19 protein-coding genes and 1 tRNA gene are annotated in these 23333 nt (G+C 66.2%); 11 read left to right on the top strand and 9 right to left on the bottom strand.

Annotated features, from left to right (window positions below; translation table 11 throughout):
- Positions 1-137: 137 nt before the first annotated feature.
- Entirely contained in the window at positions 138-719 is a 582-nt protein-coding gene (locus tag OQ789_RS22175; RefSeq protein WP_324688315.1) for a hypothetical protein, read from the top strand.
- Here OQ789_RS22175 and OQ789_RS22170 read toward each other — a convergent pair.
- Positions 640-2076, bottom strand: a complete 1437-nt coding sequence (locus OQ789_RS22170; RefSeq protein ID WP_324688314.1) for a 2-polyprenyl-6-methoxyphenol hydroxylase-like oxidoreductase — start codon at positions 2074-2076, stop codon at positions 640-642. The two genes, OQ789_RS22175 and OQ789_RS22170, sit on opposite strands and share 80 nt — an antisense overlap.
- Positions 2077-2237: 161 nt before the next feature.
- On the opposite strand from OQ789_RS22170, the gene OQ789_RS22165 reads away from it, so the two are divergent.
- On the top strand, positions 2238-5555 hold the full coding sequence (locus OQ789_RS22165) for a helix-turn-helix transcriptional regulator (protein WP_420716175.1): 3318 nt from the start codon (positions 2238-2240) through the stop codon (positions 5553-5555).
- A gap of 171 nt (positions 5556-5726) precedes the next feature.
- The gene (locus OQ789_RS22160) at positions 5727-8984 is read left to right on the top strand and encodes a LuxR family transcriptional regulator (protein ID WP_324688324.1); all 3258 of its coding nucleotides are present in this window, start codon (positions 5727-5729) and stop codon (positions 8982-8984) included.
- Positions 8985-9525: 541 nt separating this feature from the next.
- Here the strand turns inward: OQ789_RS22160 and OQ789_RS22155 are convergent.
- Positions 9526-10269: a hypothetical protein gene (locus OQ789_RS22155; protein ID WP_324688313.1), complete on the bottom strand. Its 744-nt coding sequence runs from the start codon at positions 10267-10269 to the stop codon at positions 9526-9528.
- Complete coding sequence (locus tag OQ789_RS22150) at positions 10266-11177, bottom strand: hypothetical protein (protein ID WP_324688322.1); 912 nt, start codon at positions 11175-11177, stop codon at positions 10266-10268. Before OQ789_RS22150 ends, OQ789_RS22155 begins: the two co-directional genes overlap by 4 nt.
- Positions 11178-11369: 192 nt before the next feature.
- On the opposite strand from OQ789_RS22150, the gene OQ789_RS22145 reads away from it, so the two are divergent.
- Positions 11370-11897, top strand: coding sequence for a hypothetical protein (locus OQ789_RS22145; protein WP_324688312.1), 528 nt, complete (start codon positions 11370-11372; stop codon positions 11895-11897).
- An 83-nt stretch (positions 11898-11980) separates the two neighbouring features.
- Here the strand turns inward: OQ789_RS22145 and OQ789_RS22140 are convergent, their stop codons facing one another.
- A complete protein-coding gene (locus tag OQ789_RS22140; protein WP_324688311.1) occupies positions 11981-13408 on the bottom strand; it encodes a restriction endonuclease in 1428 nt (475 codons plus the stop codon).
- A gap of 457 nt (positions 13409-13865) precedes the next feature.
- Between OQ789_RS22140 and OQ789_RS26050 the strand changes: the two genes are divergently transcribed.
- The 3 genes from OQ789_RS26050 to OQ789_RS22130 all read left to right on the top strand — a co-directional run bounded on the left by OQ789_RS26050 (position 13866) and on the right by OQ789_RS22130 (position 16755).
- Positions 13866-14258 carry a DUF2510 domain-containing protein gene (locus OQ789_RS26050; RefSeq protein ID WP_420716174.1) on the top strand — a complete coding sequence of 131 codons (393 nt, stop codon included), beginning with the start codon at positions 13866-13868 and terminating at the stop codon, positions 14256-14258.
- Positions 14259-14549: 291 nt separating this feature from the next.
- Complete coding sequence (locus OQ789_RS22135; protein WP_324688310.1) at positions 14550-14792, top strand: hypothetical protein; 243 nt, start codon at positions 14550-14552, stop codon at positions 14790-14792.
- A 316-nt stretch (positions 14793-15108) separates the two neighbouring features.
- The gene (locus tag OQ789_RS22130; protein WP_324688309.1) at positions 15109-16755 is read left to right on the top strand and encodes a recombinase family protein; all 1647 of its coding nucleotides are present in this window, start codon (positions 15109-15111) and stop codon (positions 16753-16755) included.
- On the opposite strand, the gene OQ789_RS22125 is transcribed toward OQ789_RS22130, so the two are convergent.
- Positions 16737-16822: transfer RNA gene (locus OQ789_RS22125), tRNA-Leu, on the bottom strand. The two genes, OQ789_RS22130 and OQ789_RS22125, sit on opposite strands and share 19 nt — an antisense overlap.
- 111 nt (positions 16823-16933) lie before the next feature.
- Between OQ789_RS22125 and OQ789_RS22120 the strand changes: the two genes are divergently transcribed.
- The gene (locus OQ789_RS22120) at positions 16934-18307 is read left to right on the top strand and encodes a M20/M25/M40 family metallo-hydrolase (protein WP_420716173.1); all 1374 of its coding nucleotides are present in this window, start codon (positions 16934-16936) and stop codon (positions 18305-18307) included.
- A gap of 32 nt (positions 18308-18339) precedes the next feature.
- A complete protein-coding gene (locus OQ789_RS22115) occupies positions 18340-18870 on the top strand; it encodes a YbhB/YbcL family Raf kinase inhibitor-like protein (RefSeq protein WP_324688307.1) in 531 nt (176 codons plus the stop codon).
- Here the strand turns inward: OQ789_RS22115 and OQ789_RS22110 are convergent.
- Positions 18855-19202: an Lrp/AsnC ligand binding domain-containing protein gene (locus OQ789_RS22110; protein ID WP_324688306.1), complete on the bottom strand. Its 348-nt coding sequence runs from the start codon at positions 19200-19202 to the stop codon at positions 18855-18857. The genes OQ789_RS22115 and OQ789_RS22110 overlap by 16 nt on opposite strands.
- Positions 19203-19327: 125 nt before the next feature.
- Between OQ789_RS22110 and OQ789_RS22105 the strand changes: the two genes are divergently transcribed.
- Together OQ789_RS22105 and OQ789_RS22100 are read left to right on the top strand one after the other, a co-directional pair.
- Positions 19328-19480, top strand: a complete 153-nt coding sequence (locus tag OQ789_RS22105) for a hypothetical protein (RefSeq protein ID WP_324688305.1) — start codon at positions 19328-19330, stop codon at positions 19478-19480.
- Positions 19471-20841, top strand: coding sequence for an HNH endonuclease signature motif containing protein (locus OQ789_RS22100; RefSeq protein WP_324688304.1), 1371 nt, complete (start codon positions 19471-19473; stop codon positions 20839-20841). The genes OQ789_RS22105 and OQ789_RS22100 overlap by 10 nt, the downstream gene beginning before the upstream one ends.
- 1 nt (position 20842) lies before the next feature.
- Here OQ789_RS22100 and OQ789_RS22095 read toward each other — a convergent pair whose 3' ends face one another.
- From OQ789_RS22095 to OQ789_RS22085, 3 genes are read right to left on the bottom strand one after another with little or no spacing between them, the layout of a single operon-like run.
- Positions 20843-21913: a quinone-dependent dihydroorotate dehydrogenase gene (locus OQ789_RS22095; protein ID WP_324688321.1), complete on the bottom strand. Its 1071-nt coding sequence runs from the start codon at positions 21911-21913 to the stop codon at positions 20843-20845.
- Positions 21914-21945: 32 nt separating this feature from the next.
- Positions 21946-22215: a DUF5703 family protein gene (locus tag OQ789_RS22090; protein ID WP_324688303.1), complete on the bottom strand. Its 270-nt coding sequence runs from the start codon at positions 22213-22215 to the stop codon at positions 21946-21948.
- Positions 22212-23279 carry a hypothetical protein gene (locus OQ789_RS22085; RefSeq protein ID WP_324688302.1) on the bottom strand — a complete coding sequence of 356 codons (1068 nt, stop codon included), beginning with the start codon at positions 23277-23279 and terminating at the stop codon, positions 22212-22214. Before OQ789_RS22085 ends, OQ789_RS22090 begins: the two co-directional genes overlap by 4 nt.
- Positions 23280-23333 lie beyond the last annotated feature (54 nt).

Genomic DNA, 23333 nt, shown 5'->3' with positions numbered 1-23333 from the left:
AAAACCCCGGCCGATGGCCGGGGCGATCTGTAACCGATGACGCGACTCATGTGTAACCCATGACTCGACTCATCACAGTGTGTCCGAGGGGGGACTTGTCCACCTGCGACACGAGTTGAAACCTTTCAACTGAGTCGTTGACCAGCGATCTCACGGCTGGTGAAGGGACGTTCTCGTGCCTGGTGGCCGCGCTGACAGCGCGCGCCTACGTCGGGATCGCGCTGGGTGAGCCTGTACAGGCTGAGCGCGACGCGAATGAGGCCCTGGCGGTCGCCGCCCGCACACCCGGGTACCTGCGGCTGCCCGACACCGTGGAATGCCTGGCTCGTTTGGAGGCCGACGGCGCCAACCACCAAAACGCGGCGCGTCTGTTCGGCGCCGCCGACGCCGTCCGGCAGCGCACCGGGCAAGTCCGCTTCCCGGTGTATGAAGTCGGCTACGACGCCGCGGTGGCGGTACTTCGGGACTCGATGGGGCAGCAAGCCTTTGACATCGCCTGGGCTGAAGGGACGGCCCTATCCACCGAGCAGGCGATCTCCTACGCGCAGCGTGGTCGCGGCGAACGCAAACGACCTACCAGCGGCTGGGCCTCACTCACCCCCACCGAGCGCGACATCGTAGCCTTTCTGTGGAGTCGAATTATCGGGCCACTGACACCTGTCGGTGTTGCATTGGGCCTCGTTTTTGTCGCCAGTTTGTCGCGGCGACGCGCAGCATGATCGACGGGGCCATGAGACTGGCGGGCGGGCTGGAAAACCCGCCGACTTTGGCGAAGCGCTCGGCGATGACGGTGTCGGTCTCGGCGGCCGCCTGCACTCGATCGACGTATCTGTTGATTAGCCGCATCGACAGCGGCCGGGGCCCGGGAACTTCGGGCAGGTTCAGGTCGCCGCCCACCGCGAGTCGCCATGCCACACTGATAGGTTTGGCGGCGGCGGCGAAATACCGGGCGGCCAAGCGCTCCGCACCGGCGCGCAGACAAAGATTGAGCGCCAAGGCCTGTAGCGCGGCTACCGTCATCCCTTGGCCGTAGATCGGATTGAAACTGCATATCGCGTCACCGAACACCAGCAGACCGGCCGGAAACCGTCGCATCTTGTCGTAGCGGCGCCACCGGCTCGATGGTGTGCGGTACCGTGCCACGTCCCCGAGCGGTTCGGCGCAGCGCAGCGCCGACAGAACCGTGGGCGGCGTGCAATCCTCGATGAACTGCAGCATGCCCGCCCGGTCGGCCGGTGGCTCGCGTCCCGCCATCCCGGAGACGGTGAGCAACCAGGTGCTGTTCTCCTGAGCGACTAACGCCATCCCGGTCGGTCGTCCCGGGATAGGGCCGACGATCACCAGCAGCTCGTCGAGCATGCCGGGCGGAATCCGCAGCAATTGGCTGGCGTACGCGAGGCGCATCACCACCTCGTCCTCGAGCGGCCGGTCATAGCCGAGGTGTTCCAGAAAGGCTGGTGTACGGGACCCGCGGCCCATGGCGTCCACCACCAGATCCGCAGTGAGGCAACGCTTGTCGTCACCGTCATGCGATGTGATGGTGACTCCGGTGATGCGGCTTCGATCAGCGCTCGACGTCAACTCGACCACCTGGTAGCCGTCCATCAGTGCGACGTTTCGAATTGCCCGGGCACGTTGACGGAGGTGATCCTCGAGAAATGGTCGGCTGGGGAAATACGCCGCGTCGCACGGTTGAACATCGCGAAAGGTTCCTGATCGGACAAATTGGTGCCCGCCAAATGACAAGTTGCACTTAGACAATTCGCCGTCGTCCCATACCGGGCACCCGTCGGCGACGAGTTCGGTCAGCAAACCGGGGAATAACTCATCTAAGATCTGCGACCCACGGGGCCGCAGTGCGTGAGCGTGCCAGCCCTGGGGCACGCCGCGTCGCTGTGCAGTACTGGTCGGCAGCACATCACGTTCGACGATCGTGACGGTTCGATAGAAATCGGCGAGCACTCTGGCAGCGAGCAAGCCGCCCATGCTTGCCCCGAGGACAACGGCATGCCCACCACGTCGGTAGCGGTCTTGAGCCGTGGCTGGCGTTGGCCTCGTGTGGGCGGTGTCGGTCATGGTGGCCTCCGTGGGTCGGGTTTGAGTCGACTATCCGACTCGGTGAGGCCAAGACCATCGGCGGTCACGCGTAGATCTGCGCGTTGGGGGGTCGTAGATACGCGTGCGATCGGCGCCAATCTGCGCGGTCGTGCTGATGTTTTGCCGTTCATGGTGGCCGCATGCTGGCTAGCATGAGCGAGATCGATCCCCGCGCGGATGCGCCGCTGGTGGATTGGAGCGAGTTGGGCGTGAGCGAGCTGCCGACGGGTACGGTGACGCTGCTGTTGGCTGACGTCGAGGGTTCGACGCGGCTGTGGGAGAGCCAGCCTGAGCAGATGACGGCCGCGTTTGAGCGGCTGGATCAGGCGCTGTCGGAGCTGGTCGCTGTTCATGGCGGGGTGCGCCCGGTGGAGCAGGGCGAGGGCGACAGTTTTGTGGTGGCATTCGCCCGCGCCAGCGACGCGGTGGCCTGCGCGCTGGGGCTGCAGCGGGCGCCGTTGGCTCCGATCGGCTTGCGGATTGGGGTGCACACCGGTGAGGTGCAGCTGCGCGATGAGGGTAATTACATCGGTCCCACGATCAATCGTACGGCGCGGCTGCGTGATCTGGCCCATGGCGGTCAGACGGTGCTCTCGGCTGCGACCGAGGCACTGGTCGCGGACACGCTGCCCGCCGATGTGTGGTTGACTGATTTGGGCACCCACGAGCTGCGTGGAGTGCCCCGCCCGGAGCGGGTCGCGCAGCTGTGCCATCCCGATCTGCGCAACGATTTCCCGCCCTTGCGCACGGCTAAAGGCGTTGCTGCGCAGAATCTTCCGGCTCAGCTCACCACCTTCGTGGGCCGCGGGGCGCAGCTGGCCGAGGTGGCTGAGCTGTTGGCGGGCAACCGGTTGGTTACCTTGACCGGGGCGGGTGGGGCCGGCAAAACGCGCCTGGGGATCGAAGTCGCGAACCGGGTGGCGGGCGACTATGCCGAGGGTGTCTGGTATGTGGATCTGGCGCCGATAACCGATCCCGAGCTGGTGCCGGTTGCGGTGGCGCGTGCCCTGGGGCTGCCCGATCAGCCTGGCCGGTCAACAATGGAGACGCTGGTGCGGTTTGTGCGCGACCGTCAGATGCTGGTGGTGCTGGATAACTGCGAGCATCTGCTGGACGCGTGTGCTGAGCTGGTTGTTGAGCTGCTGGGTGGGGCGCAGGGGTTGACGCTGTTGGCGACGAGTCGTGAGCCGATCGGTGTGCCCGGTGAGGCGACGTGGCGGGTGCCCTCACTGTCGGTGACCGATGAGGCGATCGAGTTGTTCGCCGACCGGGCCCGGCTGACCCAGCCCGGCTTCGCAGCGACCGACGACAACGCCGCTACCGTCGCAGAGATCTGTCAGCGGCTGGATGGGATGCCGTTGGCGATCGAGTTGGCGGCAGCGCGGGTGCGGGCGCTGTCGCTGGTCGAGATCCTGGACAGCCTGCATGATCGGTTCCGGCTGTTGACCGGCGGGGCGCGCACCGCGGTGCGCCGCCAGCAGACGCTGCGCGCCTCGGTGGACTGGTCGCATGCGCTACTCACCGACACGGAACGGGTCCTGCTGCGCCGGCTGGCAGTGTTTTTGGGCGGCTTTGACCTCGACGCCGCCCGGGCGGTCGTCGGCGCCGACGGGCTTGCGCGCTACCAAGTCCTCGATCAGCTCACGCTGCTTGTCGACAAGTCCCTTGTCGTGGCCGAACACACCGCCGCCGCAACGCGATACCGTCTCCTGGAGACGGTGCGCCAGTACGCGCTGGAAAAGCTCGGCGAGTCCGGCGAGGCCGATGCCGTGCGCACGCATCACCGCGATCACTACACGGCGATGGCGGCCCTGCTCGACGCTCCGGCGGGTGGTGATTATCAGCGGCTTCTCGAGCAGGCCGACCTCGACATTGACAACCTGCGCGCCGCGTTCGGATGGAGCCGCGAAAATTCCGACATCGAGCTGGCGTTGGCGCTGGCATGCTCGCTGCAGCCGCTGTGGCAAGCTCGAGGGCCCCGAGAGGGGCTGGCCTGGTTGGACGCCGCCCTCACCGAGCTCGACGTGCACAATGTCGAGGTGGCGGCCGCAGTGCGGGCGCGGGCGCTCGCCGACAGGGCCGTGCTCGGCGTCTTCATGGGTGCCGCGGACAGCTTCGATCAGGCTCGCCAAGCCCTGGCGATCGCGCGCGAGCTAGACGATCCGGCCCTGCTGGTCCGGGCACTGACCGCCTGCGGCCCTATCGCTGTCATTAGCGCCGAGCCAGGCGGGCCGTATTTCACCGAGGCGATCACTCTGGCCCGGGCATTGGGCGATCCGTGGAGGTTGACCCAGATCCTCGCCTGGCAGGCACGCGCGGCAGCCACGGCCGGTGACCCGATCGCAATCCGTGTAGCCGGCGAGGAAGGACGCGATCTCGCCGAGGCCATCGGCGACCGGTTGGCGTCGCGCCAGTGCCGCTGGTGCCTGGCAGTGGAACTGCACTACCGGGGCGATCTGGCCGGCGCTGCCGCACAATTCGGCGCGCTGGCCGCCGAGGCCGAAGCAGCTCACGACGTGACCTATCAGGCGTATAGCCTCGCGGGCCAAGCTATGGTGCTGGCCTTGCAGGGCGAGGTGGACGCGGCCCGGGCTGCAGCGGATGCGGCCGTCGAGGCCGCCGCCGAGCTGGGCGCGATTGCCGCGGGCCTCGTCTACATGGCGTCGGGTTCGGTCGCCCTCGCCGCCGGCGATGCTACGACGGCCCACGATGCGGGCGAGAAGGCCTGGCAGCACTGGCGTGTCCTGCCCGCGCAGGCCGCATGGCAGCGCGTGCACCGCGCGCAGGCCGCGCTGGCACGTGGGGACCTAGTCACGGCCCGACATGAGGCCGACGAGGCCGTCGCGACTACGACCGGCTGGTGGCTAGCGCGCGCGCTGATGACGCGGGCCCGGGTGGCAATCGCACATGGCGAGCCGGAACAGGCCGAACGCGACGCCTACGACGCGCTCACCCGCGCCGCCGACATGCAGGCGCGCTCAGGCATTGCCGACATCCTCGAATGCCTCGCCGCTCCGGCCGCGGACGTCGGGAGTCACCGCGAAGCCGCCCGGCTGTGCGGTGCGGCACACGCCATCCGGCAACGCATCGGCGAGGTCCGCTTCAAAGTCTGGGACGCCAGCTACGAGGCCTCGCTGGCGGCGCTGCGAAATACGATGGGCGAGCCGCACTTTGACGCGGCGTGGGCCGAGGGTGCCGCCTTGTCTACTGAGGAGGCGATCGCCTACGCCCAGCGCGGCCGCGGCCAACGCAAACGACCCGCCAGCGGCTGGGCCTCGCTCACACCGACTGAACGCCAAGTGGTGCAACTGGTCAGCGAAGGACTCGGGAACAAGGACGTCGCCACACGGCTTTTCGTCTCACCGCGCACCGTGCAAACCCACCTGACCCACGTCTACACGAAACTCGGGCTCAGCTCGCGTGTGCAGCTCGTCCAAGAGGCCGCCCGCCACCCCTGAGCGATCACTACACATCGCGGTGACGTATCGCCGTGTAAATGCACGGTGTAGGCCCGAGGTTCTACGCGGTTGCGCTGATGTTTTGCCGTTCATGGTGGCCGCATGCTGGCTAGCATGAGCGAGATCGATCCCCGCGCGGACCTGCCGCTGGTGGACTGGAGCGAGTTGGGCGTGAGTGGGCTATTGCCGACGGGCACGGTGACGCTGCTGCTGGCGGACGTCGAGGGCTCCACGCGGCTGTGGGAGACCCAGCCCGAGCAGATGACCGCGGCGTTTGAGCGGCTGGATCGCGCACTGACGGGTCTCCTCACCGCGCACGGAGGGGTGCGGCCGGTGGAGCAGGGTGAGGGCGACAGTTTTGTGGTGGCGTTCGCCCGTGCCAGTGATGCGGTGGCGTGCGCGCTGGAGCTGCAGCGGGCACCGCTGGCCCCGGTCTGTTTACGGATTGGGGTGCACACCGGTGAGGTGCAGCTGCGCGATGAGGGTAATTACATCGGTCCCACGATCAATCGTACGGCGCGGCTGCGTGATCTGGCCCATGGCGGTCAGACGGTGCTCTCGGCTGCGACCGAGGCACTGGTCGCGGACACGCTGCCCGCCGATGTGTGGTTGACTGATTTGGGCACCCACGAGCTGCGTGGAGTGCCCCGCCCGGAGCGGGTCGCGCAGCTGTGCCACCCGGATCTGCGCAACGATTTCCCGCCCTTGCGCACGGCTAAAAGTGTTTCTGTGCACAATCTTCCGGCTCAGCTCACCACCTTCGTGGGCCGCGGGGCGCAGCTGGCCGAGGTGGCTGAGCTGTTGGCGGGCAACCGGTTGGTTACCTTGACCGGGGCGGGTGGGGCCGGCAAAACGCGCCTGGGGATCGAAGTCGCGAACCGGGTGGCGGGCGACTATGCCGAGGGTGTCTGGTATGTGGATCTGGCATCGATAACCGATCCCGAGCTGGTGCCGGTTGCGGTGGCGCGTGCCCTGGGGCTGCCCGATCAGCCTGGCCGGTCAACAATGGAGACGCTGGTGCGGTTTGTGCGCGACCGTCAGATGCTGGTGGTGCTGGATAACTGCGAGCATCTGCTGGACGCGTGTGCTGAGCTGGTTGTTGAGCTGCTGGGTGGGGCGCAGGGGTTGACGCTGTTGGCGACGAGTCGTGAGCCGATCGGTGTGCCCGGTGAGGCGACGTGGCGGGTGCCCTCACTGTCGGTGACCGATGAGGCGATCGAGTTGTTCGCCGACCGGGCCCGGCTGACCCAGCCCGATTTCGCAGTGACCGACGACAACGCCGCTACCGTCGCAGAGATCTGTCAGCGGCTGGATGGGATGCCGTTGGCGATCGAGTTGGCGGCAGCGCGGGTGCGGGCGCTGTCGGTGGCCGAGATCCTGGACAGCCTGCATGATCGGTTCCGGCTGTTGACCGGCGGGGCGCGCACCGCGGTGCGCCGCCAGCAGACGCTGCGCGCCTCGGTGGACTGGTCGCATGCGCTACTCACCGACACGGAACGGGTCCTGCTGCGCCGGCTGGCAGTGTTTTTGGGCGGCTTTGACCTCGACGCCGCCCGGGCGGTCGTCGGCGCCGACGGGCTTGCGCGCTACCAGGTCCTCGATCAGCTCACCTTGCTGGTCGATAAATCATTAGTCGTCGCCGAAAACATCAGGGGCCGAACGCGATACCGGTTGTTGGAGACGGTGCGCCAGTACGCACTGGAAAAGCTCGGCGAGTCCGGTGAAGCCGATGCGGTGCGGTCGCTTCACCGTGACCACTACATGGCGCTGGCGGCCGGGCTTGATGCGCCGGCAGGCACTAACTATGAGCAGCGCCTCGAGCAGGCCGAGATCGAGATCGACAACCTGCGGGCCGCGTTCGGGTGGAGCCGGGAAAACTCCGCTATCGAGCTGGCCTTGATGCTGGCGTCGTCGCTGCAGCCGCTCTGGCAGGCGCGGGGACGCGTCCGGGAAGGCCTGGCCTGGTTCGACGCCGTCGTCGCCGAGGTGAACACACGCGACCTCGACGCCGCGGTATGTGCCCGGGCACTCGCCGACCAGGCCGTCTTCGATAATTTTGTCAACGGCGCCGATAACCTTGATCAGGCCCAACAGGCGCTGGCGATTGCGCGTGGCATCGACGACCCGGTCGTGGTGGCTCGAGCGCTTACCGCCTGCTGCTTGATCGCCATCTGGAACAGTCCTGAGGTGGCCCGGCCGTACTTCGCCGAGGCGATCGGCCTGGCCCGGGAGTTGGACGATCGGTGGAGACTAAGTCGGCTCCTCGGCTGGCAGGCACTCGGGGCGGCGGTCGTGACGGGTATTCCGACAGTGGCGCGCGCGGGCGCTGAAGAAGGACGCGACCTCGCCGACACGATCGGCGACAGGTGGACCTCGCGCCAGTGCCGGTTCTGCCTTGGGACGGCGCAGCTATACCAGGGCGATCCGGCCGCAGCCGTCGCACAATTCGCCGAATTGGTGGCCGAGGCCGCGGCAGCTCACGATGACATCCGGAGGGTGCACAGCCTCGCGTACCAGGGCCTCGCGCTCGCGTGGCAGGGTGACATCAACGCCGCCTGCGCCGCCGCCGACGCGGCCCTCGAAGCCGCATCCGAGCTGGGTGGGCTTCCCGTCGGCGCTGCCCACCTAGGGTTGGCTGCCGCGGCGCTGGCCGCCGGTGACGCTGCAACGGTGCTGAATGCGAGCGAGGCGGTTCAGCAGCACACGGGTGGCCTGCCCGCGGGTGCGGCGATCGTGCGCGCCTACAGTGCGCAAGCCGCACTGGCGGGCGGGGATCTGCTCGCGGCCCGCCGCTGGTCAGACGAAGCGGTCGCGACCACGACCGGCTGGCACCTGATAGGGGCGCTGACCACACGGGCTCGCGTGGCGATCACGCAGGGTGAGCCGGATCAGGCCGAACACGACGCCCACGACGCGTTGGGATATGCCGCGGAAATGCGAGCCTTCCTGGGTATTTCCGACACCCTGGAGTGCCTCGCCGCTCTGGCCCCCCCTGATGCCCGCAGTCACCGCGAAGCCGCCCGCTTGTTCGGCGCAGCACAGGCTATTCGGCAACATATGGGCGTGGTGCGGTTCAAGATCTGGGACGCCGGCTACGAAGCGTCGGTGGAGGCGCTACGAGACGCAATGGGCGACAACGACTTTGACTCCGCGTGGGCCGAAGGTGCTGCCCTGTCGACCGAGGAAGCGATCGCCTACGCCCAGCGCGGCCGCGGCGAACGCAAACGACCGACCAGCGGGTGGGCCTCTCTCACCCGCACCGAGCGTGACGTTGTCCGGCTGGTCAGCGAGGGACTGGCCAATAAGGACATCGCCACCCGGCTTTTCGTCTCACCGCGCACCGTACAAACCCACCTCACCCACGTCTATACAAAACTCGGGCTGACCTCGCGCGTGCAGCTCGTCCAAGAAGCAGCACGCCACACCTGACCACGCACCAGCACAGTAGTAAGGGCGCCTTAGGAACCGAACGAAGCTGATTGTTTTTCGCCCGCGCGCAAGGGGATTGACATCCGCGACGTCTTTCAGGTTCCCTCTGCCAAACTCGCCCAATAGGGCTACGTGGAGTACTTGCCAGGCTGGCTTGCCCCTGGACCAGAGCTGACGAATTGCCCCGACGATTCCGGCGCCGCTTGCGCACTGAAGTGCCCGACGTGCCGGATGATCCATGCAGGCGACTCGCCTGTGAGGAGCGAGCCCAGGCGGCTGGTGGACCGCCGTCTCGATTAAGACCACATTCGAGACGCCGCAGACTGGCCACCCACGGAAGAAGATCCAGGTCGCTCGGATGCTGCCAGAAGACTATATGGGGGACGCCCCGTCGCGCTGGCACACAGCCGCGGCCTGTCCGCGCACCTCGACGGTGCGCGCATTTGCAACGCCGCCGGATCACACTGCAAGCACAGCGTGAGGGCAACGGAGCGTCAAGGAGACGCCCCTTCAGAAGGTCGTCCCACCTATTCACGGGATGTCATCGCGACACAACAGCGACGTGGCGCCGCAGTAGTGCTCGCACTCTGGCTGACACCTGTGTCGGCGGGCTGGAGATCATCCGCGCCGCCACGCGTGCTGCATCGCCGCGCTCCCCGCCCTTCGTGAGGTTAGGGTCGTCCAGACGCCAGGGTGATGCGCGGTATTCGGGTAGTGACGCCACGATCTCCAGCAAAGTCTCGATATCTTGGAGATCGCGTTCCGAGTCCCGAACGCTACGGGCCAGGATCTTCAGCACGAATGCGGCCTCTACGTCGGGAACCGGTACTTCGAACTCAATCATGTCGCCGTCGGTGAGCCGGGCTGTAACGGTTACCCTGATCGGAGGCAGCGCCAGCGCCAAGCGCAACCCAGGTGCTCCGTCGAAGGCGCGTTCTCCGATGATCCGCTTGCCCGGCCTCGCTGCGGTGGGAACCAGGAGGTCGACCGCTTGCTCGCCTCGCTTATAACGGTTGCCGCATTCATCGATGTACCCCAGCGCGGTGAGCCGATCGTGCAGTCCGCCCGTGGACGCCACGCTTACGTCGATCCCGGTGTCGGCGTCGGAGGTCAACCGCGGTATCCCGGGCACGTTATAGACATGCCTCAACAGCCGCACCATGTGACCGCCGATGATGCGGTATTCGATATCAGCGGCGATACCGGCCACATCACAAAGTGCACGCATCCCGTTGTCGTCAGCCACCGCGGTGCAGGCCATCACTACCGATGCTGCGGCGGTCACCGGTGCACGATCCACTCGCTGAGTCGCTGCGGCGCATCGTCGCCGAGATCGTCGCCGACGCTGAGATCCTGGAGTGCAACGACTGGATCCACGGTGATGATGTCGGAACGCTGCGCATCACTAACCCGCAGCCACCAGGAGGCGGTCGTCCAGAGTGTCGGATCAGCGGGAACCCGCACGGTCAAGGTGGATTCCTCGGCAGTGGCCTCGACCAGGCCGGATTCGGACAGGTCGACCAGTTCTTTGGCGTAGACCAGACCCTTGGTCGGCACGCGCCACGGTTGCAGCACGTCGGCGGCGACCTCTCCGCCAGCAAGGATTGGCACCGTGAGCTCGCCGCCGAGTCGGGTGGCACTGCGTACCTGCTCGACTATCGGGTCCATTCCATACCAGTAGGTTTCGACGATTCCGTTGTCTGCGGGCACCGATGCCAGCTTCACCAGGAGTTCGCGGCGTCCAGCCTCGGTCATGGGCGTATCCGGCAGCGGACCCTTCTCAGTCATCTTTGACACCGCCTGCTGGCTGACGGCGACGGCCGCGGCGATGTCGCCTTGGCGGAGGTGGTCGCGCGCGAGCACGCAGACCCGTTCGGCCGCCCGCCGACGCCAGCTGCGCTCGCTGGCCGCACGATGTGACCGTCCTGGTGCAGGAGTTCGGTACGTTCTCCCGGAGAGCAGAAGTTCGCCTGTACTGCCGACACTAAGATCCACATCGGTCTCAGCCAGCAGCGCCGAACGCGCCTCATCTGAGATGGTCTCGCAAACCACGAAGACGCGGTGGCCGGGATGGCGGCGTACATGATTGAGGACGGCGGCCGATGATGACACGCGTTCCACCGGGACGAGGTCCGCTACCACGGCGCGGCCGTCCACCCGGTATGTGATGCTGTGTGCGTCGCCAGCCACCACCTGAACGCCGGCGTCGACCAAACGCGCAGGAATCGATGACGACAGCACGCTTGTACTCTAGCACCGACCACTTGTCAAACAACCATTCGCTGGGAATCTTAGTTCTGGTTGTTTGACTTGAGGGGAGTCAGTGGCGTATAAGGCGGCCCGCGCTGGCTGTACTAAAGGAAACCTGAACGGGTGAGGTGACAGATGCTCAGTGAAACCTGGGAACACCAATACCGGCGGATGCACCGGCAATACGAGCTGCTGCAACGGACCGCCGACCAGAACAAGTACGACGAAATCCAACAGGCCGACCGGGCGCGGGATATCCTCTACCACTTCTGCTGCGACGCGTTCCACCTCAGGGACTGGATCACCAACGCCGACCAAACCCTCAAAGATGCCCGCAAAGCTGCCCTGAACGCATTTCTGCCCAAGAACGACCAGAACCCACGGGCACTGGCGTTGGCGAAGTGCGCCGACATCGCGAACGGCTTCAAGCACGGCGGACTCGATCAAGGGTTCTACACCCCGGGTGGGCCGGCTGAAATCGTCGAGCACGTCCAGGGCGTCACGTTCCCGAAGACGTTCCCCGCCAATTTCTCGGCGAACCACTGGAAGATCCGAGCCATCGTCAGCGGCGTCGAGGACGACGCGCTCGACGTCGCTAGGGACGCGGTGGCCGAGTGGGATTGGTGGCTGCCGAACAACGGGCTGTGGGTGCCGAGTCTCTGAGGCTGGCGAAATCAGTTTGGGGTGCGTGCGTGCGCAGGTCAAACCTAATCGCGAGAGCACTATCAGGCGCGTCGGCGGATCGGTTAACTAACCGGTGCCTCACCCGAGTCGGGTACGGGGTCCGTCCAGTCCTCCGGCGGCTCGATCCGCGCTTTGATGCCCGCGTGTGTTTCGAGCAGGTAGAGCAGATGCGTGCCGTCGAATAGCTCGAGCGGTTTTCCCTGGGCGAAGTCGAACGACGCTTTGCCGTACCCGCTGGTTGTGACGAGGATGCCTTTCGATGCGCCTTCGTTTTGTAGTGTGCCGTAGAGGTCGCGTACGGCCGAGACCCCGACGGTGTGCTTGTACCGTTTGGCTTGGATGACGACTTTGCCGCCCAGGATTGGGTCGGTGTTGTAGGCGATGCAATCGACGCCGCCGTCCCGTGATGGCCGTGTCTGCCTCGTATCGAGCCCGATCTTTTCGAACAGGTTCTGGATCAGAGACTCGAATTGTTGAGGCGTGAGCTCCATGAGGTTGGGCCGATTGTCGAGGGCGCCAAGCGTATCGGTCTCGGTGACGAATCTCGGGTCGACCATAGAGAACTCGAGCACCGGGCGGACTGGTACCAATTCCGTTGGGCTTCTTGATACTCCGGCGTTGAGGTATTTGAGGCAAGCAGCAGGTTCCACTTGCTCGAGGTTGATTTCGGTGAAGGCGTCGCGCGTCGTCCGCAATGTGATGAGGCACGGCCGGGTTGGCTTCCCGGTGCGCGGATCGATGGTGTCGACAATGCCGTTGAACACGACCACGTCGATGTGCTGCTTGAGGTCGACCCGGAAAATCTGAGCCACACTCAGAAGCGTGAGCTGGGCGATCGCGCTAGCGAACAGGCTCTTTATCTGGGACGCCGGCCGGGCGGTCGCGAGCACCTTGTCCTGGGTATTCACGTAGCGGTAGGACTTGGCCTTCGGGATGACATCGACCGCCGGCAGCTCGTGTTCGACGACCAGCTGGCGGGACTGCGGTGTGTAGGCGACCTTGGCTTTCGGGCTGTCGACGCGCAGTTGCATCTCCGTGAGGATCGATGCGATGTACTCCGCGATGCTGTCGGCGTCGCCGGCCAGGTACCCACGTGTTGGCTCCGGCGCCTGGCGGTGTGTTAGTCCGTCGTGCAGGAGATTCTCGATTTGCCGGATGTCCGATTCGATCTTCTTGTTTTGCGCGGCTACCTGCGGAACCATTCCGTCGACACTTTTGACGTGGTCGTCGAGTTTGGTGCCTTCTGGCCATTTCGCGAGCTGCCGTCTGAGGCGCTCGGCCGCGAACCGTCGATGCTCATGGCGCCGACGTTCGGCTTCTGCTGCCGCCAACTGGCGTTGACGTTCGGCCTCGGCTGCGGCCCATTCGCGCTGGCGTGCGGCATTTATGGCGGCGGCCTCTCGCTGCCGGTTGCCAGACCAAACGATCAATCCCACAACGCCGGCGAGAATCAGCGACACGAGGAGCAAAAAGCCGAGGAAACCTTCCACGGGTCAGAAGGCTACGTGTGTGTCACGACGAGGCGGAAGGTAATCGCAGGACCCGGTGGCTGGGGTGTTGTAGGAGAGCCGGAAATCGGAACCCATGCCGATGAGCCATCGGGCCGCGGGCGTGATGTTGAGGGTCACGAATTCGTCCTCCGATTAGATGTCGCGGCGGCGGCGGCGGCGACGGTGCGGCCGCGTACGCGGGCCAGGTCGATGGTCACCGAGTCGGACTTGCTCAGTGCTCACTAGGCTGGAACGTACCGTAGCGGTAGCAGTCGCAGGCGATGCGCCACCGAGTTAGTTCGACCTGCGAGAAGTGGGTGAGGCCGCGGTGTGCTCAGTGGCTTGTCGTAGCCGTGAGAGACGATGGGGCACATGAATACTGGCAACAGCGAACGCTGCCACGACAATGCACTATGGCTTGTCGGCGTGCTAGCCGAAGAACCAACCCCCCAGCTTGATGGCTGACGCAATCATTCGGATAGTCGGTCTAGTCGACGGTACGCCAACCGATTTCGATGGGCAGTACATCGTCGAGTACGACCCGAGCAGGGTCGGCACTCATCCAGTCACAGGTGGACCAATGCCGGTGTTCCATCTAGTGACGACGCCCGACATCCGGCGGGCGACGCGGTTCAACGTGTCCGAGGCGGCAGATCTGTACCGCGCGGTCGACAGACGCAACCCCACTCGGGCAGATGGTGGACCTAATTGTCCGCTAACCGCGTTTAGCGTAGAGGTCGAGTCGGCTACGGAGCTTCCCCCGGCGGGGTGGTACGTCGACCCTAAAGATCCGCACTACTGGCGCTGGTGGGACGGCACAAGCTGGACCATCCACACGGGCGCTCGCTAATTACCGCGCAGGCTTGAGCGCACCGCAGTCGATATATCCGGGTGATCCGCTCCGCCTGGTGAACCCGGCCAGGTACGTCACTTCAAGCCGCCTACCGCGGCTACAGCGGGTCGGCTGTTCCTACAGTCGTTAGGCCATCGAGGGTCGTTGCACCCGGCTGCTCGATGCGCTCGAAGCCGGGGCTTTGTGGCACCAATGCCAACACCTCGGTGTTTGAACACTCATCCAATTCCGAATTTTTCGGAATGGCTGGGCGTCGCGTAGGCGGTGGTGCCGGGTTACGTTCAGCAGGTGGATGTTGTTGCTACATACGTTGATCGGATAGATCGGTTGCTGACTCGGGCGCACGAGTTATTCGCGGCCGGTGATATCGACCAGTCAGCAACCATCCGCGATCGAGCGCGCCTGGACGCAGCAGCACTAGCCCCGATCGCCCATCATCCGGACGGCATGCAGCTACTGATGGCTGTCATGGATTTTCACCTCGCGGCGATGCGGCATCAACTGGCTGCAACCCGCGCCAGCGGCAACTAGGCATCATCGACACGACTGCACCACGTACCTACCGCGCTTGGGCAATCGATTCGCCATCTGTTGCCCTAACCGTCAAAACCGCCAAGGGCTCGGGGAACAAGGGGATCCAGCGGGGGGACGCGATGGCTGACAAATCCCGAACCGGACGTCCTCGATCTGAGCGCGGTGCTCGAAGCGATGCGTCAACCATGTCAGAGGGGAGTGTTGAAATCGACATGCCCGATGATTATGTGCTCCCGCGCGAGGCTAACCGCGCGTTGGTAACCGTCATACTGGCTGTGCGAGACCGGAATTCTGGATCGGGGAGGGAAGTGGCATGAGCCTGCGGTTCGCCTTCTATGGCCGAGTGAGCACGGAGGACGCTCAAGATCCGGAGGCGAGCCGCAGCTGGCAGAAGCGACGGGCATTAGACCTAATCACTCCGCACGGCGGAGTCCTTGCGGTTGACTACTTCGACGTGGGTCAGAGTCGTTCGTTGCCGTGGAAGCGCCGACCAGAGGCGTCGCGTCTCCTGTCTGATGTCTCGTCTGCTGGTCGTAGCTTCGACGCCGTAGTGATCGGAGAACCCGCCCGCGCGTTCTACGGGCCGCAGTTCGCGCTCACTTTCCCGGTGCTCACGCACTACGGCGTCGGCCTGTGGGTGCCCGAGGTTGGCGGAGCAGTCGATCCTGGCTCCGAGGCACACGACCTAGTGATGACGCTTTTCGGCGGGATGAGCAAGGGCGAGCGCGCTCGAATCCAGATGCGTGTCCGTACGGCGATGTCAGCACTCGCGCAGGACACGAACAGATATCTCGGCGGTCGACCGCCGTACGGTTATCGGCTCGTCGATGCCGGCCCCCACCCGAATCCTGCCAAGGCAAATCTTGGTCAGCGGCTTCACCGCCTCGAACCTGACCCTGCGACATCTTCAGTGGTCGAGAGGATCTACCGCATGTATGCCGACGGCACGGGCCTGCGCTACATCGCGCAACAGCTCACCAACGATGGTGTGCCGTCACCGAGCCAGTATGACCGGGCGCGGAATCGTCACCGTGACCCGCGCGGTTGGTCGCATTCGGCGATCCGCGCCATACTCGACAACCCGGCATATCTAGGTATGCGCGTTTGGGGCAAGCAGGAGAAGTTCGAGGTCCTCGTCAACCCTGAAGACGTTGCTGCAGGGTACGAGACACGCATGCGGTGGCGTGATCAGACCGACTGGATCGCACCGGACAGCCGCACCCACGAGGCGCTCATTACCGACGAATTGGCTCAGGCTGTTCGTCTTCGGACACAGGCGCGGCGGGGTCCCGACCTCGTCTGCAGCAGAGAATCGACGTTGCCGTATGCGCTGCGTGGGCTGCTGTTCTGCGCCGCATGTGGTCGGCGGATGCAGGGCGCGGCCCGCGTCGGGAAGCGAGCGACCCGCATCCTGTACCGATGTGAGTTAGGCAAGTCTCGTTCTGTACCTGTCGATCTCAGCGATCACCCGCGGACTGTCTACCTCCGTGAAGACGAGGTGACGGCGCGACTGGACGAATGGATCGTCACTCTGGCCGATCCGGAAGAGCTCGAACGCGGGCAGGACGCGGACCCGGCGGCAGGAGCTGGGTATGCGGCCCTGCAGCGCCAGCTGAGCGAGGCGAACGGCAAGGTTGCCGCTTTAATTGCCGCTCTTGAGTCCGGCGTGGCTGTTGAGGACTTGACCGCTGCATTGCGTCGCCGCACCGCCGAGCGCGATGAACTGAAGGCCCGCCTTGAGCGAGCCGAACGACCCCGCGCCATGTCCGCCGCTCAGATCAGCGAAATGGTCGAGGCGTTAGGCGGACTGTTCGCCGTCCTTGGTGAGGCAACCGGGCCGGAACGCGCACAGCTGTACGCAAGTCTGGGTTTGCGTCTCGATTACAACCCTTACCTGCGACAGATCAAGGCGTCGGCGGACCTTAGTCGTGTCGCCGGATGTGTCCGAGGGGGGACTTGAACCCCCACGCCCATTAGTAGGGCACTAGCACCTCAAGCTAGCGCGTCTGCCATTCCGCCACTCGGACAAGGCCAACCAGCATGGGTTGGCAGCTAAGGCTATCGGATCGCACGCCGCGAACCCAATCCAGCTCCTCGTGGGCCGCGGTGATCGGCATCGCGCCATCCGGCCCGCGGCAATGGTAGGAAAGGTGGTTGTGACCATTCAGAGCGGGGCGACCGAGCTGCCAACCAACCCGGGCGACGACGTGGTCGAGGTTGTCAGCAAGTTGATCCGATTCGACACCACCAACACCGGCGAACCGGAGACGACCAAGGGCGAGGCCGACTGCGCGCAGTGGGTCGCCGAGCAGCTCGCCGAGGTCGGCTACGCGCCGCACTATGTCGAATCCGGCGCCCCGGGGCGTGGCAACGTCTTCGCCCGGCTGCCGGGCGCGGACCCGTCGCGCGGTGCGCTGTTGATCCACGGGCACCTCGACGTGGTGCCGGCCGAGCCGACCGAGTGGAGCGTGCATCCGTTCTCCGGTGCGGTCAAGGACGGCTTCGTCTGGGGCCGCGGCGCGATCGACATGAAAGACATGGTCGGCATGATGATCGTGGTGGCCAGGCGGTTGAAGAGCGCGAACATCGTGCCGCCCCGCGACCTGGTCTTCGCGTTCGTCGCCGACGAAGAGCACGGCGGGGGATTCGGGGCCCAATGGCTGGTGGACAACCGGCCGGAGCTCTTTACCGGCATCACCGAGGCGATCGGCGAGGTGGGCGGGTTCTCGCTGACGGTGCCGCGCCGCGACGGGGGAGAACGCCGGCTCTATCTGATCGAGACGGCCGAAAAGGGGCTGGGCTGGATGAGGCTCACCGCCCGGGGCACCGCCGGACACGGTTCGATGGTGCACGACCGTAACGCCGTCACCGCCGTCGCCGAGGCCGTCGCCCGGTTGGGCCGCCACGAGTTCCCGCTGGTGGTGACCGACACGGTCGCACAGTTCCTCGCCGCCGTCAGCGAGGAGACCGGTCTGACCTTCGATGCCGAATCGAACGACCTGCGCGGCGTGATCGAAAAGCTCGGCCCGACGGCCCGCATGCTCAAGGCCGTGCTGCACGACACCGCGAACCCCACCATGCTCAAGGCCGGATACAAGGCCAACGTCGTGCCGGCGATCGCCGAGGCGGTGCTGGACTGCCGCATCCTGCCGGGGCGCAAGGCGGCTTTCGAGGCCGAGATCGACGAGCTGCTCGGGCCGGACGTGACGCGCGAATGGATCAAGGACCTCTCGTCGTACGAGACCAGTTTCGACGGCGACCTGGTCGACGCGATGAACGATGCCGTGCTGGCGCACGACCCGGGCGCGCGAACCGTGCCCTATATGCTCTCCGGGGGCACCGACGCGAAGTCGTTCGCGCGCTTGGGTATTCGCTGCTTCGGGTTCAGCCCGCTGCGCTTGCCGCCGGATCTGGATTTCACCGCGCTGTTCCACGGCGTCGATGAGCGGGTACCCATCGATGCGCTGCGGTTCGGCACCGAGGTGCTGACCCATCTCATGACCCACTGCTAGACGACCAACGCCGATCACCCGAGAGGACCGCCATGAGCACTGCTCCTGACCCGTACGCATCGCTGCCGAAGCTGCCGACCTTCACGCTGACCTCGCAGTCGGTCACCGACGGCCAACCGCTGGCCAACCCGCAAGTCAGCGGAATCATGGGCGCGGGCGGCGAAGACGTCAGCCCCCAGCTGAGCTGGTCGGGATTCCCGGACGCAACCCGCAGCTTCGCCGTCACCGTCTATGACCCCGACGCCCCGACGGGCTCCGGGTTCTGGCACTGGGCGGTGGCCAACCTGCCGGCCGACGTCACCGAGCTGCCCGCGGGCGCCGGCGACGGCAGCAACCTGCCCGGCGCTGCGCTGACGCTGGTTAACGACGCCGGGCAGCGCCGTTACATCGGCGCCGCGCCGCCGGCCGGCCATGGCCCACACCGGTACTACATCGCCGTGCACGCGGTGGACACCGACAAGCTGGATCTCCCCGAGGACGCCAGCCCGGCCTTCCTCGGGTTCAACCTGTTCCAGCACGCCATCGCGCGGGCGGTCATCTACGGCACCTACGAACAGAAGTAGGGCGGCGGACTCCCAATTCCTGTGCCGGCGAGCTGAATTCGAGCCTCAGCGCGTAGCGCGGCCCACGCGTGGGTTGACGGCCTTCCGCGTGGGCCGTGTTGCTTGAGGCGCTGAGTGCGGATGCTGCCCTCGTAGCCGAGGATCTCCTCGACCGGCCCGAGTTGTTCGTTGAGGTACCGGTGCAGATCGTCGGTGTCACGGCAGGTGGCGATCGCCATCAGGTTTTTGGTTCCGCTGACGACGCCGGCGACGGCGATCCGGTCGTGCGCCGCGACGCGCTCGCCGACGCACTGCAGTTCTTCGAACTCATCTCCGGATTCATCGAACGACACCGATAACTCGCCTCGAAAGCCTGCGGAGTTTCCTCACCGAAATCACTTGCGTCACTTTCGTCCCGGTGGTCTCACTTTGACATTTTTTGTCGGCGGTCGGATCTAATGTTTCGAACATGCGTTCGATGAGCTTCGAGATTCAGTATGCGTCGCTGACATTCTCCGAACTGGTCCAGGTGCTGGAGGAGTGCGAGCTTCTGCTCGGTTGGCTCGCCGCGCTCGAGTATGAGTTGCGCGGCCCCTTTTCGAGGCCGAGCGGGCGGCGCACATGGCGTTGACGAACCGCGAGGACATTCAGGGTGACGTAAACGCGTTGCGCGAGGCTGTGTCTCGCTTGCAGGAGCATTCCTATGAGGCGCTGACAAATCCGGAGCGATTGGCGTTGTTGGAGACTCTTGAGCGCGAGGCGCGCCGGCTGCGAGCGCCGAGTTATCAGTTGATCAATCAGGTTGGTGAGCAGGCGGATTCGGTGGAGTTGGGTGGCAGGTTGTCCTGGGCGCTGGCCGAGCGGCTGCACATCTCCCGCGCGGAGGCCGGGCGCCGCATCGCTGAGGCGGCCGATCTGGGTCCGCGGCGCGCGCTGACCGGTGCGCCGTTGGCGCCGGTGTTGGCTGCGACCGCGGCCGCGGTGCGTGACGGGGTGATCGGGGCCGATCACATCGTGGTGATCCGGCGGTTTTTCCAGCAGCTGCCCGAGTGGGTCGATGTCGAGACCTGCGCGCTGGCCGAAAAGCAGCTGGCGCACACCGCGGCCCGGTTTCGCCCCGATCAGCTGGCCAAGCTGGCCGCCCGGTTGCTGGACTGTGTGAATCCCGACGGCCGCTACACCGAGGCCGACCGGGCGCGGCGGCGCACGCTGGTGCTGGGTAACCAGCACGCCGACGGCATGTCGCCGGTGCGAGGCTGGCTGACCCCCGAGCTGCGCGCCGCCCTGGAAGCCGTGCTGGCCAAGCTGGCCGCCCCCGGGATGTGCAACCCCGAGGACGACACGCCGGTGGTGGACGGCGCGCCGTCCGAGCAGGCGGTGCAGGGCGACACCCGCAGCGCCGCCCAACGCAACCACGACGCACTGGGCGCCGCGCTGCGCGCGCTGCTGGCCTCGGGAAACTTAGGTCAACACCACGGGTTACCGGCCTGCATCGTGGTGACCACCACGCTGACCGAGCTGGAGGCCGCCGCCGGCACCGGCCTCACCGCCGGGGGCACCGTGTTGCCGATGTCCGACGTGATCCGTTTGGCCGGCCATGCCCGCCACTACCTGGCGCTCTTCGACAAGGGCAAGGCCCTGGCGCTGTATCACACCAAGCGCCTAGCCTCACCCGGGCAGCGAATAGTCCTGCACGCCAAGGACCGCGGCTGCAGCGCCCCCGGCTGCGACGTGCCCGGCTTCTACTGCGAAGTCCACCACGTCGAAGACTGGTCCAAAACTCACCGCACCGACATCGACCAACTCACCTTGGCCTGCGGACCCCACCACCGCCTCCTCGACAACGGCTGGACCACCCGCAAAAACGCCCACGGCGACACCGAATGGATCCCACCCCCGCACCTCGAGCGCGGCCAACCCCGCACCAACACCTTCCACCACCCCGAAAAACTCCTCGCGGAAAGCGACGAAGACGACGACGACGGGGGGTGACTCACTCCCGCGTGCGCGCTCCCGAACCGACGGCATCACTGAGCGAGGCGAAGCCGCCATCGCGCAGCCGTTGCGCGATGCCCTGGTGAATCTGCTTGGCCCACAAGCCCCCTCCGTAGATGAAGCCGGTATAGCCCTGCAGCAGCGATGCGCCCGCGGCGATCCGCTCCCAGGCGTCGTCCGCGGTCTCGATGCCCCCGACGCTGATCAGCACCAGGCGGTCGCCGACCCGGTTGTACAGCCGGCGCAGCACCGCGACGGCGCGGCGCGCCACCGGCGGTCCGGAGATGCCGCCCGGGCCCAACTCGTCGACACCCGGCGTCTTCAAACCCTGCCTCGACACCGTCGTATTGGTGGCGACGATGCCGGCCAGGCCCAGTTCGACTGCCAGGTCGGCGATTTCGTCCACGTCGGAATCGGACAGGTCCGGCGCGATCTTCACCAGCACCGGTGTCGATGTCTCGGCAAGCACTGCCGACAGGATGGGCCGCAGCGACTCGACCGCCTGCAGATCACGCAGCCCGGGCGTGTTCGGCGAGCTGACATTCACCACCAGGTAGGACGCCAGCGGGCCGACCAGTCGGGCGCTCGCCCGGTAATCGTCGACCGCCTCCTCGGCCGGCGTCACCTTCGTCTTGCCGATATTGACCCCGATCGGCACCTCCGGCCGCAGCCGGGAGAGCCGCATGGCCAGCGCGCCCGCACCGAGATTGTTGAAGCCCATCCGGTTCAGCAGGGCGCGGTCGGCAGGCAGCCGGAACATGCGCGGGGCGGGATTGCCGTGTTGTGGATTCGCGGTGACCGTCCCGACCTCGGCGTGCCCGAAACCCAGCGCACCCCAGGTGAGCAGCCCCAGGCCGTCCTTGTCGAATCCGGCCGCGAGTCCCAGCGGGCCCGGAAAGCGCGCTCCGAACACCGTGCTGGCCAGCGCCGGATCCGTCGGGGCCAGCGACCGGTGCAGCAGCCGCCGTGTCCAGCCCAGCGCGGTGACACCACGCAGGAAGCCGAAGACCAGCGTGTGAATCCGCTCGGGCGGGATCACGAAAAACAGCCGTCGCAGCAGGCCGTACACCCGATGACCGGCCCGGTGTGGTTGCGCAGCCGTCACAGTTCGGGCTGGTCGGTCCGCCGCCCATCGGAGCCGGCACCATCCAAGCGAGATTTCTTGCGGCGCAACAACACTCGTCTGCTGCCGTCGGTGTAGAGCCGCACCCGTGTCAACTCCCAGCCGCGATATTCGGCCTCGATGGACAACCGGGTGGAGGCGCTGACCCGGGTCACGTCCGGGGGCAGGCGCAACGGCGCCCATTCGTATTCGTCGGACATCTCGGTGTCCCAGCCCGCGGGCAGGCGGCTGCGCCGCGCCGCGGTCAAGGCGTGCCCACCGCGTGCTCGATGACCTGAACTCCCGCACCGGAACCCGACACCACGTAGAGGGTGTCCGACGCGTCGTCGAAGGCCAGTGAGTTCGGTTGCTGCACGGTCGGGTAACGCACCTTTTCGACGGGAATTCCGGTGGACAGATCGTAACCAATGACGATATTGGAAACGGTCTGCGAAACCCAGGCTAACGCGCGCGATCCGGTCAGGCCGTACGGCGCCTGCGGAACCGGGTATGCCTGGCGCAGGATCAGCGGATCCACGCCGTACACCAGCAGCTGGCCGCCGCGGGTGTCGGCGACCAGCACCCGGCCCGCGGGATCGGCGGCCATGGTGGTGGCGCCGCGTCCCGCCCGCAGCGCCTGCTGGGCATGCCCGTCGGCGTCGATCGTCGTCACCGACGTCTGACCGCGGTCCAGCACCGCCGTGGTATTCCCTTGCGTGACAAGACAATCGACGCGGGCGAAAATTTTGTTGGTGTTGATGACGGCCGCACTGGTCACAACGCCCGGCGTCTGGGACGCAAGGGTGTAAACGGCGCCGTCGGCGCTGCCCAGCACCAGCCTGCCGTCGGCGCGCAGCGCCACCGCGGTGAATTCGGTCTGGGGCGCCCCGGCGACGGCCACCGGCGTCGCGCGTCCGGTGGACAGCTCGACGGCGAAATAGCCGCCACGGGTGGCCAGGTAAGCGGTTCCGTGGCCGTCGTCGGCCAGCGCGGTAGCGGGTCCGGGAAGCTCGACGACGCGCGGCGCGACGTGCGGGCCCCCGACGACGGTGACGCTGGCGGTCGCGGCCGGGTCGGTACCCGGCGTCAGGACAACCAGCTGATGGGTGCCGCCGTCGAAGACCGCCGCCGCGGCGTGACCGCCCAGCGGCCGGAGCGCGCCGGCCGGACGCTGCGACGCCGGCGGCGACACGGCGGCAGTCGCCGGTTCGATGGTGCGCGGCGCGGTACCGAGCGATTTCGACGAACATCCTGCGACGGCGATCAGCAAAACTGCCAGAACCGCTCCACCGCGCTGAACTGCCGGGTTGTGACGCGAATGTCGGGACAGCAATTCGTTTCCTTCGTCGTTGGGCGGTGGAACACAAATTCTAAGGAACGCTCTCGC

This window comes from Mycobacterium sp. 94-17 (assembly GCF_035617725.1).
Lineage (GTDB): Bacteria > Actinomycetota > Actinomycetes > Mycobacteriales > Mycobacteriaceae > Mycobacterium.
This window is presented reverse-complemented; position numbering and strand designations above follow the sequence as displayed.

Coding starts and splice junctions, on each gene's coding strand:
- OQ789_RS22170 (WP_324688314.1), bottom strand. CDS start 2,076: ATGACCGACACCGCCCACACGAGGCCAACGCCAGCCACGGCTCAAGAC.
- OQ789_RS22100 (WP_324688304.1), top strand. CDS start 19,471: ATGGCGTTGACGAACCGCGAGGACATTCAGGGTGACGTAAACGCGTTG.
- OQ789_RS26050 (WP_420716174.1), top strand. CDS start 13,866: ATGGCTGACGCAATCATTCGGATAGTCGGTCTAGTCGACGGTACGCCA.
- OQ789_RS22115 (WP_324688307.1), top strand. CDS start 18,340: ATGAGCACTGCTCCTGACCCGTACGCATCGCTGCCGAAGCTGCCGACC.
- OQ789_RS22130 (WP_324688309.1), top strand. CDS start 15,109: ATGAGCCTGCGGTTCGCCTTCTATGGCCGAGTGAGCACGGAGGACGCT.
- OQ789_RS22145 (WP_324688312.1), top strand. CDS start 11,370: ATGCTCAGTGAAACCTGGGAACACCAATACCGGCGGATGCACCGGCAA.
- OQ789_RS22165 (WP_420716175.1), top strand. CDS start 2,238: ATGCTGGCTAGCATGAGCGAGATCGATCCCCGCGCGGATGCGCCGCTG.
- OQ789_RS22120 (WP_420716173.1), top strand. CDS start 16,934: ATGGTAGGAAAGGTGGTTGTGACCATTCAGAGCGGGGCGACCGAGCTG.
- OQ789_RS22105 (WP_324688305.1), top strand. CDS start 19,328: ATGAGCTTCGAGATTCAGTATGCGTCGCTGACATTCTCCGAACTGGTC.